General features: G+C 56.5%; 9 protein-coding genes. 3 read left to right on the top strand and 6 right to left on the bottom strand.

Going from position 1 to position 12,121, the window contains the following annotated elements; all coding sequences use genetic code 11:
* Positions 1-42: 42 nt before the first annotated feature.
* Entirely contained in the window at positions 43-1,818 is a 1,776-nt protein-coding gene (locus RBB62_RS15430; protein ID WP_309399915.1) for an N-acetylglutaminylglutamine amidotransferase, read from the bottom strand.
* 483 nt (positions 1,819-2,301) lie between these two features.
* On the opposite strand from RBB62_RS15430, the gene RBB62_RS15425 reads away from it, so the two are divergent.
* Positions 2,302-4,122, top strand: a complete 1,821-nt coding sequence (locus RBB62_RS15425; RefSeq protein ID WP_309399914.1) for an OPT family oligopeptide transporter — start codon at positions 2,302-2,304, stop codon at positions 4,120-4,122.
* A gap of 137 nt (positions 4,123-4,259) precedes the next feature.
* Entirely contained in the window at positions 4,260-4,718 is a 459-nt protein-coding gene (locus tag RBB62_RS15420) for a hypothetical protein (protein WP_309399913.1), read from the top strand.
* A 232-nt stretch (positions 4,719-4,950) separates the two neighbouring features.
* On the opposite strand, the gene RBB62_RS15415 is transcribed toward RBB62_RS15420, so the two are convergent.
* The 5 genes from RBB62_RS15415 to RBB62_RS15395 form a co-directional block, all read right to left on the bottom strand.
* The gene (locus RBB62_RS15415) at positions 4,951-6,084 is read right to left on the bottom strand and encodes an acyl-CoA desaturase (RefSeq protein WP_309399912.1); all 1,134 of its coding nucleotides are present in this window, start codon (positions 6,082-6,084) and stop codon (positions 4,951-4,953) included.
* Positions 6,085-6,351: 267 nt separating this feature from the next.
* Positions 6,352-7,614, bottom strand: a complete 1,263-nt coding sequence (fabF, locus tag RBB62_RS15410) for a beta-ketoacyl-ACP synthase II (RefSeq protein WP_309399910.1) — start codon at positions 7,612-7,614, stop codon at positions 6,352-6,354.
* 57 nt (positions 7,615-7,671) lie between these two features.
* Positions 7,672-7,929, bottom strand: a complete 258-nt coding sequence (locus RBB62_RS15405) for an acyl carrier protein (protein ID WP_309399908.1) — start codon at positions 7,927-7,929, stop codon at positions 7,672-7,674.
* Positions 7,930-7,965: 36 nt separating this feature from the next.
* Positions 7,966-8,712 (bottom strand): 3-oxoacyl-ACP reductase FabG, encoded by a 747-nt coding sequence (gene fabG, locus RBB62_RS15400; protein WP_309399907.1) that lies wholly within the window; start codon positions 8,710-8,712, stop codon positions 7,966-7,968.
* 317 nt (positions 8,713-9,029) lie between these two features.
* Positions 9,030-9,902, bottom strand: a complete 873-nt coding sequence (locus tag RBB62_RS15395) for a ribokinase (protein WP_309399906.1) — start codon at positions 9,900-9,902, stop codon at positions 9,030-9,032.
* Positions 9,903-10,058: 156 nt separating this feature from the next.
* Between RBB62_RS15395 and RBB62_RS15390 the strand changes: the two genes are divergently transcribed.
* Positions 10,059-11,942 (top strand): FAD-dependent oxidoreductase, encoded by a 1,884-nt coding sequence (locus RBB62_RS15390; RefSeq protein WP_309399905.1) that lies wholly within the window; start codon positions 10,059-10,061, stop codon positions 11,940-11,942.
* Positions 11,943-12,121 lie beyond the last annotated feature (179 nt).

Below are 12,121 nucleotides of genomic sequence, written 5' to 3'. Positions count from 1 at the left end.
CGATGACGACAACGAGAGCGATTTATTCATGAGAGATTGCCATTAACCGACGCCATGCGTTTGCAGCCAAAGCTCAAGCAACGCGAGTTGCCACAGCTTGGAACCGCGCAGCGGCGTGATATGCTTTTCCGGATCGGCGAGCAGCTTTTCCACGTAGGCAGACTGGAAGAGGCCTCGCTGCTTGGCGGTGTCGTTGAGCACGGCATCGCGCGCCAGATCCAGGAACGGTCCGCGTAGGTATTTGAGCGCTGGCACCGGGAAGTAACCCTTAGGCCGGTCGATCACCTCGTGCGGGATCACCTTGCGCCCGGCTTCCTGCAAAATGTATTTGCCGCCGTTTTGGATTTTCAGCTCCGGCGGAACGCGGGCTGCGAACTCCACCACCTCGTGATCGAGGAACGGCACGCGCGCTTCGAGGCTGGCGGCCATCGTGTTGTTGTCCACGCGTTTGACCGGGTCGTCGACGAGCATCACGAGCGCGTCTAGGCGCATCGCCTTGTCGATTGGCGCTTCGGTGCCCGGCATCGAGAAGTGCGCCTTCACGAAGTCGCGGGCGTAGTCTTCCTGTACCCACTTGCTCTGCATGAGCTGCTGGTAGTCGGGGAAGTCGCGGTCGAAGAACGCCTTGCTGTAGCTCTCCAGCGGATCGGTCGCGGTCATCATCGGCGGATACCAGTGATAGCCGCCAAAAATTTCGTCGGCCCCCTGCCCGCTCTGGACCACCTTCACGTGCTGCGCGACCTTCTGGCTGAGCAGATAGAAACCGACGTTGTCGTGGCTGACCATCGGCTCAGACATTTGCCCGATGCAATCCTTGAGCGCGGGCAGCGCCTTCTGCGAATCGATGTGCAGCTTGTGGTGGCTCGTCTGGAAGCGGTCCACGATGATGTCCGAGTATTTAAATTCGTCGCCCACTTCGTCGCCCACGGTTTCAAAGCCGATGGAAAAGGTATTGATCTGCTGGCTTTCGTGCTCTGCCAGCAAGCCAACGATGAGGCTCGAGTCGAGGCCGCCGGAAAGCAACACACCCACAGGCACGTCGGCCACGAGACGGCGCTTCACTGCGCGGCGCATAACGTCGAGCGTGGCGTCTTCCCACTGATCCTTGGTCCAGGATTGCTGTTCTTCGGTTGCGCCGTATTCGAGCGTCCAGTAGGTCGACTGCGTCATCGTGCCATCGGGCTCGACCACGGCCACTGTTGCAGGCGGCAGCTTCTTAATGCCATTCAGGATCGTGCGCTCGGGCGGCACAATCGAGTGGAACGACATGTAATAATTCAGCGCCACGGGATCGAGCGAGGTATCGACATCGCCCGCTTGCACCAACCCCGGCAGGCTAGAGCACCAACGCAGGCGCTTGGCGTCCTTCGTGTAATAAAGCGGCTTAATGCCCACGCGGTCGCGCGCCATGATCAGGCGGCCGGTGTCGCGCTCGTAGATTGAAAACGCGAACATGCCGTTAAGGTGCTGCACGCAGTCGGCGCCCCACTCTTTGTAGGCTTTGAGGATGACCTCCGTATCGCCGTGGCTGAAGAAATGGTAGCCGTTGCCAATCAGCTTTTCCCGCAACTCCGGGTAATTATAAATGCAGCCGTTGAAGGCAATGGTCAGCGCGTTCTCTGAGTCGACCATCGGCTGCTGAGCCGCTTCTGAAAGGTCGATAATTTTCAGGCGTTGGTGCCCCAAGGCAACGGGGCCCCGCACCACCATGCCATTGCCGTCAGGCCCCCGCGGGACCATCTGACACATCATTCTCGCAACAGCCGCCGTGTCGGGCGCCTGCGCATCAAAACGCATTTCTCCTGCAATTCCACACATAACTTCCTGGGTATCCGCGCCAAGATAATTGGAGTTGGCGCAGGGTCGGGAAGACCATCTTCAAAACGATGCGAAGTGTCAAAGGCTAATGGGCTTTTTGCCCAGCTTATCGATTGCGAGAACGGCGGCTCAGGCTAAAAAAGACTGACATTGAAGCCAAATCTCCCCTCCGATGCCTCGGCAACAGTCAGGGCGCTCACATCTGAAACCCAGTCGTGCGTTGCATCCGCCTAGCCCCGGTCCTTGGAGCAACACATTACCGGTTGTCGCTCCTTACGCCCCGGGACGTAGCCCCCTTACGTCCGTGGACGTAACGCTTCTACGTCGGTGGACGAAACCTTCCTACGTCCATGGACGTAAGGAGCATCAACCGTAGTGGTCAGGACTCAAAACAGCCCTAGCGGACAGGCAACACACGGCTGGAACTGGAACGATAACCGGATAAACCCTTGCCATTCTGAGCCACCGGCCGATAACCGGACCATGGCCTCCCCCGAGCGACAACTCACCGTGCGCGCCATCGCAACCGGCTTTTTGCTGGGTGCGTTGCTGGCCCCGTGCAACATTTACACCGGCCTCAAGATTGGCTTTTCCTTCAACATGTCGATCGCGGCTGCGCTCGTCAGCTATGCATTCTGGAATAGCCTCGCGCACTTCGGTGCCGGTCCGCGCTGGGGGCTCTTGGAGAACAATATCAACCAGACGGCCGCCTCCGCCGCTGCCTCGATTCTGTCCGCCGGCCTCGTCGCGCCGATCCCCGCGCTGCAGTTGATTACGGGGGAACCGTTCCACTATCCCATGCTGGTGACGTGGGTGTTTGTAGTGAGTTTTGCGGGCATCATTTGCGCGTTAGCCGTGCGCCGGCAAATGCTCGACCGCGACAACCTGCCCTTCCCCAACGGCGTCGCCACCGCCGAAACCATCACCGAAATTTATGCCCACGGGAAAGAGGCCGCCTTCCGCATCAAGCTGCTGCTCAGCGCGGGGCTGCTGGCGGGCGGCGTGAAGCTCTACCAGTCTTTCGCGCCTCAAAACTGGACCATCCCTTCACGAGGACTTCCCGAAAGCTGGGGCTTCGCGACCACGCCCAACATCGTCCAGAAAGGCCTCGACTTCGTCAGCTACCGCGCCCTCGGCGTCGAGCTTCAGCCTTCACTGTTGCTCTATGGCTTTGGCGCAATTGTTGGCCCGCGCGTCGGCGTTTCCCTGCTGCTCGGAACATTAATCGGCTGGATGATGCTCCCCGAAAAACTGCTCGCCGAAGGCTGGATCGAGCCCGCGCTCGACGGCGCGTGGTACAGCAAGATTTACGAATGGACGATCTGGCCCGGCGTCACGCTGATGGCCGCCGCCGCACTCATGTCGTTCTTCATTTCGCTGGCGCGCATCTTCTGGCAAAAGCAGCAGGCCAAAACCGCCGCTGAAGCCGCCGCGGTCGATGACAATGCAGACTACGAGCCCGGCGGCGAACGCCACTTCCCACGGAGTTGGTTTATCGCGGGCTGCGTCATTGCGCTGGTGCTCAGCGTCATAGCGCAAAAGGCGTTTTTCGACATCCCGGTCTGGCTAGGCGTCATCGCATTTGCCCTGTCGTTCATCCTCGCGATTATCGCGGGCCGCGTGTCCGGCGAGACGGGCATTCCGCCCATCGGCGCGCTGGGCAAGATCACGCAGGTGAGCTTCGCCTTCCTCGCCCCCGCCAACATGACAACCAACCTCATGGCCGCCAATGTGACTGGAGGCGCCGCGGGCCAATGCTCCGACATGCTGCACGATTTAAAGACCGGCAAGCTTATCGGCGCCAATATGAAGGCCCAGGCGGTTGCCCAGGTCTTTGGTATTATCTCCGGCTCAATCGCGGGTTGCGCGGCCTACAAGGTGTTGATCCCTAATCCACAAGAAATGCTCCTCAAAGAGGAATGGCCAGCGCCTGCAGTCGCCGCGTGGAAAACGATTGCCGAAGTCCTCGCCGAAGGATTCGACGCCGTTCCCGAAGGCGCGCGCGGCGCGATGATCATTGCACTGATAATCGGCATCGCCTTGGCCGTCGCCGAAGCAGTCATTCCGGAAAAGCACAAGAAATTCGTCCCCAGCGCCTCAGCCCTCGGCTTCGCGTTGATCATCCCGCCGTTCATCAACCTGGCAATGTTCGTGGGCTCGATGATCGGCGAACTGGCGAAGCTCATCAACAAGCATTGGGCTGCGAAATACGTCATTGTCATCGCCGCAGGCCTAGTGGCTGGCGAGTCGCTGGCCGGCGTCCTCGAAGCCATCCCCTCTTTCATCAGTCACTTCCTGAAATAGCCAGCGTCCCGCTGGACCGATAGAATAGCTTGCCGTCGCCATTCATAGACGTTCGCAGGCCAAACAGCTTGAACAGGTAATTGGTGGCATGGCAAATTATGGCTTTCCATGCGAACGATAATCGGTTATAAAAAGTTATGTTCACACAACTGGCCACATGGATGCTTTGTTGTTTCGGAGCGATGGCGCTAGCGTGTTTTGCCCATGCCGAAACCTCCCTGCCCATCGATATTTTAATTTATGAGCATGCACCCCAAGACAGATTGGAGGTCAAGACGGCTCGAGTCATCAATGGCGAGGAACTCGCTATCGGCAGTATTATTGAAATCACCGGCAACTATGTTTTGGGGTCCGTGAAACATGCGCGACTGGGCTTGTCGATTTCATCCCGTGAAAAGGGAGGTAAGCACGTTTGGCAGGCAGGTGAAATCATCCCGATCAACACTGGGAAAGGAACATTTACGCTTAGACGCCAAATTGAGCGTCATGGAGAAATACATGTGTCCATCTACCCGGAAACGCCATCTGGTATCCCCAGTGCCTCTACGAGCCGCCTGGTCTTTATCGAATTCCCCAACGCCCAAACCAGCCGTTAGGTGCCTTCAGTGCAAGGCTGAGGGGCGACACATTTTCACCTGACAAAGAACATAGCCCCTACCCGCCCACTCACCGGCAACGAAGTGCTGGAGCACTTTTCATTTTGCCTGGCCGATCAGGTGGGGATAAGATTGAAATACAACGTAATTACTTCCAATCTGACTCAAGCCAGTAACCGAGTGGTTTTCCACGCGAGCAGCGTTGGCTTTTTGAAACAGTTGTTGGGAAAATTTAGATGGCTATAGGCTGGAGCCCAGGCAAGCGGTCCAGATGATCCAACGTGTCTTTGAGCTCGCGACGCCATTGATTGACCTTGCCCTTTGAAAGCTCGACACGGTCACGGACGCTTTTCTCGACTTGATAGTAGCGAGTGGCCAGCTCTTCCTGAGCCTCGTGGAGTCGGTCGAGGGTTAGCTGCACACCGTGGGTCAATTGCTCGCGCATGGCCGGAGTCTTGATGTAGGGATCCAAGCCGTTTTGAATGCGGCGGCGGGCTTCGGTCAGCTCAGCCAGGAGGATCTTTGCGTCGGACACGGTGCGGAGGTTGGAGGTCAAGCCGACTTTGGACAGCGCCCAGATGGACCACTTCGTCGGGTCGAACTGCCAGGGCTTCACCCCGTTACGGTAGTCGTGCTGAAACTCGTGGTGGTAATTGTGGTAACCCTCGCCAAAGGTGAAGATAGCCATCAGCCAGCTGTCGCGCGCGCTGTGCTTGGACGAGTAAGGCTGGTTGCCCACGCAGTGGCAGGCGGAGTTGATGAAGAACGTCGCATGCTGGACGACCACCACGCGCAAAACGCCCGACAGCAGGAATGCGGTCATCGCGCCCTCACCACCGTTGTAGAGATAGCCTATGGCCGCCGGGACGACAAAGCTCATGAACATGGCAATCAGGTGCACGTATTTGTGCTGCCAAACGAGCATCGGGTCCTTGCGCAGGTCGTTGATATTGTCCTGCGGTGGCTCAGGCTTGAGCTTGAAAAGCAGCCAACCCATGTGGGCGTAGAAAAAGCCGTTGTTGATGTTGTAGGGGTCGTCATCGTGGTCGACATGCTTGTGGTGACGGCGGTGATCGCTGCACCAGTCGAAGACGGAGTTCTCAAAGGCGGCGGCACCAAAGAGCGTTACAAACAGACGGACCGGCCACTTGGCCTTGAATGAAATGTGCGAAAAAAGGCGGTGGTAGCCGAGGGTAATGCTAATGCCGGTCGCGCAGCAATAGAAGAAGAACAGACCTATTTGGAACCAGCCAATGTCGTGGGTAAAAAGATACCAGGGCACGACCGTGAGCGAGGCAAACAATGTTCCAAAGAGGAAAAAGAAGGTAATCCACTCTACGCGGTCGAAAGGGATGTGCTTGAACATAAATGTATTAGGGTGTTTCGGATGTCTGAACGCGCTGCCTAAATGCGGCTTCGCGGATGATTCGCTAGCAGGAAAAACTCAGGATAACGCTGCCTTACAAGATAGAATACAATGGGAATTTTTTGTTCCTTGGCAACTTCGATTAATGAGAATCATGCCAGGATCTAATCGACTAAAGCTAGACGCAACTAAGTGCTAATTCCGTAAAAACAAAGGCGCCCGCAGGGATTGCGGACGCCTTGGCATCAGAAAGCTTATTGAGAACGGTTAGCTGGCGCGATTGAATACAATCGTGGCGTTGTGGCCACCGAAGCCGAGGTTATTGCTCATCGCGACATCCACCTTCTGACCTTCGCGGGCCTGGTTCGGCACGTAGTCGAGATCGCAATCTGGGTCTGGATTCTCGTAGTTGATCGTCGGCGGAATGATGCCGGTTTCAATGACCTTGGCGAGGATGGCCGCCTCGATGCCACCAGCGGCGCCCAGGAGGTGTCCAGTCATGCCCTTGGTGCTGCTGACGGGCAGCTTGTAGGCGTAGTCGCCAAAGACCTTCTTAATGGCCTTGGTCTCAAATTTGTCGTTGTAGGGCGTGGAGGTGCCGTGGGCGTTGATGTAGTCCACCTGCTCCGGCTTAAAGCCAGACATATCCAAGGCGCGGTTCAACGCGCGGGCTAAGCCCTCGCCTTCGACGTCCGGGCTAGTGATGTGGTAGGCGTCGCAAGTCGCTGCGTAACCGGAAAGCTCGCAGTAGATCTTCGCACCACGGGCCTTGGCGTGCTCCTCGGACTCGAGGACCAGAACGCCAGCACCATCGCCCATGACGAAGCCGTCGCGCTGCGCGTCGAACGGGCGGGATGCCTTAGTCGGGTCGTCGTTGAAATTGGTGCTCATGGCCTTCATGCTACAGAAGCCGGCAAAGCCAACCTGCGTGATGGCCGCTTCGGAACCGCCAGCGATCATAACATCGGCGTCACCGCGCATGATCATGTGGGCGGCTTCACCCAGAGCATGGGTGGCCGTGGAGCAAGCGCTCACGACACCGAAATTCGGGCCCTTCGCCTTGATGTCGATTGCCAGGACGCCAGAAGCGATGTTGGCAATCAGCGAGGGAATCATGAATGGCGACACCTTGCGGGGACCAAACTCTTTCAAGCGCCAGGCTTGATCCTGCACGGTTTCCAGACCACCGATGCCGGAGCCAATCAGCACGCCGACGCGATACGGGTCTTCCGATTCCATGTCGAGCTTGGCGTCGGCAATGGCCTGCTTGCTGGCGCCCATTGAATAGTGGACGTAGCGGTCGTTGCGCTTGACGTCCTTGGGCACGTTGAAGTGTGGCACGGGGTCGTAATCGACGATTTCCGCGCCAATCTTGCAGGCAAAATCCGTTGGGTCGAAGGATTCGAGTCGGCGAATGCCACTACGACCAGCGGTGATGCCGGCCCAGAATTCATCAGTCGTGTTGCCCAGGGCATGGACTACGCCTATGCCAGTAACAACAACCTTCGGCTTGGAGCTTGGGTCACTCATGCAGTATAAAAAGAAAGGGCGGCCGTTGTTGCGACCGCCCATTCAGAAAAAAACTAATTAGCTAGCGGACTTTTCCTTGATGTAGCTGACAACGTCTCCGACGGTCTGCAGCTTCTCAGAATCCGACTCGGGGATTTCGCCCTGAATCTCATCCTTAAACTCTTCTTCAAAGGCCATTACAAGCTCGACGAGGTCAAGCGAGTCGGCGCCGAGATCATCCAAAAAGGACGCTTCGGGGGTTACCTGCTCTTCGTTTACGTTGAGCTGGTTAACAATGATTTCTTTTACGCGATCTTCGATGCTTTTGTCCGACATATTTCGGGAGGTGTATGGATTAAAAAGGAAAGTTGTTTACATCGCCATGCCGCCGTCAACCGAAAAAGTTTGCCCGGTGATATAACCGGCCTCTTCGCTGGCGAGGTACGTGACCATGTTAGAGATATCAGCTACTTGGCCAAAACGCTTGAGCGGGATGACTTTCGTGGCTTCAGTTTTGATGGTGTCATTGAGCTCTGCCGTCATGTCCGTCTCGATAAAGCCGGGCGCAACGACGTTGCAGGTGATTCCGCGGGAAGCAATTTCGCGCGCCGTGGACTTGGTGAAGCCAATCATGCCGGCCTTGGCGGCGCCATAATTGGTCTGTCCCGGGTTGCCAATAATGCCAACTACGGAGGAAATATTAATGATGCGGCCCCAGCGCTTACGGGTCATCGGGCGGAGGATGCCCTTGGTCCAGTAGAAGCAGGAGGAGAGGTTGGTGTTGATGACGTCCAGCCAGTCTTCGTCGGTCATGCGCAGGAGGAGCATGTCCTTGGTGATGCCGGCGTTGTTCACGAGGATGTCGATATTCTCGTGTTCCTTGAGGAGCTTTTCGCAGGCAGCGGAAACAGCGGCGGAGTCGCCAACGTCTACCGCGAGGGCTTCAGCCGAACCACCGTTAGAGCGGATGGCTTCTGCGGCGGAACCACAGGAGCTTTCGCTACGGCTAACACAGATGACGTGGACGCCTTCGGCCGCGAGGCTTTCGGCGATGGCTCGGCCGATTCCTCGGCCTGCGCCCGTCACCAGAGCAATCTTGTTGTCGAAGGTGAGTTTCATGTAAGGGGCCAAGGGATGCGCCGTGACCCCTAGGCTGGCAAGCAAAAAACGGTTCAAAAATGTCACACTTCCTCCGGAATTTCACTGATTAACTTCTGCGCACCCTTTCACCTCTGCCCTAAGAGGGTGTCTAAACAGTCTAAGCAAGTCGGTGAGATGTATTTTGAGAGGTGAAATTTCAGCTTCTGAATCGAGGCGAAAACCGTTTCGTCGTGGTAAAGCTGCGGAAATTCGACATCAAAGCCGCTCTCCGACTAAGCTCAACTGAGTTTTAGACGCAATCAATGGATCACACGAAAGCCACCGTAGCCCGGTATTCACAGCTCATCCCTGCGTGGAATCGAGTCTGATGCGCCAAGACGCGTCACCGCAATGCCTGCCGCCCGGCAAGCCAAGGCCAGAGACTCTTCAACGCCGTCATCTCTTGCCAAAAGTGAGGCTAGAAAATACCCGATAAAAGTATCACCTGCCGCCGTAGTATCGATGGCCTCCACACGCTCAGCCGATTGGAAATGGCGCTCACTGTCTTTGAAATACACGGCACCCTCGGCACCCAACGTCAGTAAGACGGCTGCTTGCGGATAACAAGCGCACAGCGCCTCTCCAGCCATCTCAATCGAAGCGCCAGCCAGCGCCTCAGCTTCAGTTTCATTGACGATAAAAAGGTCAACCATCTCCAAGGGGAAACCCTGCACAGCATCCGTCATAGGAGCAGGGTTAAAGGCGATTTTCATTCCCCTCGCCTTGGCCAGTTTCATCGCTTCGGCAATGCCATTGGTTTCGTTTTGTGTCAGTAGCCAGTCGTCTGGTCCAAAACCATCCATCGCGCGCTCGATTGCTTGCGCGCTCAATGCATGGTTTGCGCCTGCATGCAGAACAATGGCGTTCTCGCCTGAAGCTGACACTTGAATCATCGCGTGGCCCGTGGCTGCGCCAACCTGAGCCACGGAGCTCAAGTCGACGCCCTCAGATGCTAGGCGCTGAGTAAGCCAAAGGCCATCTGCGCCCACTGCGCCCAAATGCGCCACCGCAGCACCTGCCCGCGCCAACGCGACCGACTGATTGAAGCCCTTGCCACCTGCAAACACAGAATATTGCAGGCTAGCTAGCGTTTCTCCCGGGCGAACAAAATGGTCCACTGAATAGACATGATCGATGTTGATGGATCCAAGATTCAGAATACGAGACATGCCTAATCCTAGAACGAGCAACGCAGCGATGGCGATCTGGAAGCGTCAACCGCAACATCGGCATGTCAACAAGCGCACAAACTGAACGCATTCAGTCAATTGAACAGAGTTTGTATTTTACGAAATTTGCCAAATGCGTGACAGTCATACATCATCATGAATTCCAAACTCCCTCTTGAAAAACATCAAGCCGACATCTGTGTAGTCGGCGGTGGCATGGCAGGTCTCATCGCAGCAGTCGCAGCAGCGCGTCGCGGCAGCTCTGTCATTCTCGTTCACGACCGCCCAGTCCTCGGCGGCAACGCCTCATCAGAAGTCCGCATGTGGATCTGCGGCGCACACGGTCAGCACAAGAAGGAAACCGGCATCTTGGAAGAAATTCAGTTGCGCAACATACACCGCAATCCGCAAGGGCTCTACAACGTCTGGGATTCGGTGTTGTTTGAATTTGGCAAAATGACGCCAGGGCTGACGACTTTTTTCAACTGCACCTGCAACGACGCCGTCGTTGAAAACGGGCAGCTGAAGTCCATCGACGCATGGGAAATGCCCTCGCAGACTTGGCGCCGTATCGAGGCGAAGTATTTCATAGATTGTTCCGGTGACTCCATTCTTGCGCCCCTGGCCGGCGCGGAAGTCCGCACTGGTCGAGAAGCTCGAGAGGAGTTTGGTGAACCGATTGCCCCGCTTCAAGCCGACCTGAAAACGATGGGAAACACCATCCTCATGCAGCTAGAGGAAACCACGGAGCCGCAGCCATTTACTCCCCCAAACTGGGCGTATCATTTCGACGACGCCTCCAACCTGCCCAGTCGCTTGGGTAATGGCTTGGGCAACAACTTCTGGTGGCTTGAACTCGGCGGCTTGGGAGACTCCATTGCCGATTCCGAAAGCATCCGCGACGAACTCGTCAAGGTTGCTTGGGGCGTTTGGGACTACATGAAAAATCGCGGCGTGCAGGCAGAAAAGCTAATTAATTGGCGCCTTCGCTGGATGGGCGCCGTACCTGGCAAACGCGAGAACCGCCGCTACATCGGGGACCACTTGATGACCCAGCACGACATCGAAGCAGCAGGCCCCTTTGAAGACATCGTTGCCTACGGTGGTTGGAGCATGGACGACCACCACCCCGCCGGTCTTTACTACCCAGGAAAACCCACCATCTTCCACCCCGCTCCGTCCCCCTATGGCATCCCGCTGCGTTCACTCTATTCACGCAACATACCAAATCTGCTTTGCGCAGGCCGCAACATTTCAGCCACGCACAGCGCCATGTCCTCAACGCGTGTCATGGGCACCACTTCTATCATGGGGCAGGCGGCAGGAACGGCAGCAGCCTTATGCGCCAAGAAATCCATTTTCCCGCGCGACATCCAAGGTGAGTATCTTCAAGAACTACAGCGCAACTTGATGGAAGATGATTGCTGGTTGCCTGGTCTGACCAAGCCGTTTTCGCCTATCATGGAAGAAGCCTACATTTCGGCATCACACGACACCGACGCCGGTATCCTCCTCGACGGCCATGAACGCCAAATTGAAGACATCGACCACGCTTGGGAAGGCCCTGTCGGCGCAACCATCACTATCGACTTCATGCAGCCAACCAGCGTCGACTGCGCGCGCCTCGTTTTTGATAGCGATCTAAACGACCCCAAGAAAATGCCAGTGCTATACCCACATGGACGTGGGCCCGTCTCCATGCCCAAGCAGCTCGTGAAGGCCTTTTGTATCGAAGTCCAGAATACCGAAGGAAAATGGAACATCCTGCACGAAACTAGCGACAACAACCGCCGCCTTGTGGTGCTACCAGTCAAACAGAGCATCCGCGGACTACGCTTCACTGGGCTGGCCGCCTGGGGCAATTCGCCAATACGCGTTTACAGTTTTGAGGCTTCAGCTACCCCCCTGCCCTTAAGCGAAGACCCCGTAGATGGCATGAGCTGGACTGACGTAGTCGCCGGCATCGATCCCGAGCAACTCAAAGAGCCTGATAATGGTTTGGAAAACGCTCGACGCGGGCAAAGCCGAGTGGGTGCCTAGAGCACATTTCATCTAACTTGGCCGAATCAGGTGGGGAAAAGATTGGATGCAGCGCAAGGCGGCATTGATTGAGCGGGCTGGAAGCCCGTGATTGAAATGCCAACTCAGCGATCTTCCAATCTGGCCCCAAGCCTTTAACCGAGCGCTTTTCCGCGTCAGCTTCGTTGGTTTTTCGCTCA

This window comes from Cerasicoccus maritimus, assembly GCA_031296935.1.
Taxonomy (GTDB): Bacteria; Verrucomicrobiota; Verrucomicrobiia; order Opitutales; family Cerasicoccaceae; genus Cerasicoccus; species Cerasicoccus maritimus.
Note: the sequence above shows the minus strand (reverse complement) of the source record. Positions and strands in the feature narration are given on the sequence as shown.

Coding starts and splice junctions, on each gene's coding strand:
- RBB62_RS15415 (WP_309399912.1), bottom strand. CDS start 6,084: ATGTTCAAGCACATCCCTTTCGACCGCGTAGAGTGGATTACCTTCTTT.
- fabF (WP_309399910.1), bottom strand. CDS start 7,614: ATGAGTGACCCAAGCTCCAAGCCGAAGGTTGTTGTTACTGGCATAGGC.
- RBB62_RS15425 (WP_309399914.1), top strand. CDS start 2,302: ATGGCCTCCCCCGAGCGACAACTCACCGTGCGCGCCATCGCAACCGGC.
- RBB62_RS15405 (WP_309399908.1), bottom strand. CDS start 7,929: ATGTCGGACAAAAGCATCGAAGATCGCGTAAAAGAAATCATTGTTAAC.
- RBB62_RS15420 (WP_309399913.1), top strand. CDS start 4,260: ATGTTCACACAACTGGCCACATGGATGCTTTGTTGTTTCGGAGCGATG.
- fabG (WP_309399907.1), bottom strand. CDS start 8,712: ATGAAACTCACCTTCGACAACAAGATTGCTCTGGTGACGGGCGCAGGC.
- RBB62_RS15395 (WP_309399906.1), bottom strand. CDS start 9,902: ATGTCTCGTATTCTGAATCTTGGATCCATCAACATCGATCATGTCTAT.
- RBB62_RS15430 (WP_309399915.1), bottom strand. CDS start 1,818: ATGTGTGGAATTGCAGGAGAAATGCGTTTTGATGCGCAGGCGCCCGAC.
- RBB62_RS15390 (WP_309399905.1), top strand. CDS start 10,059: ATGAATTCCAAACTCCCTCTTGAAAAACATCAAGCCGACATCTGTGTA.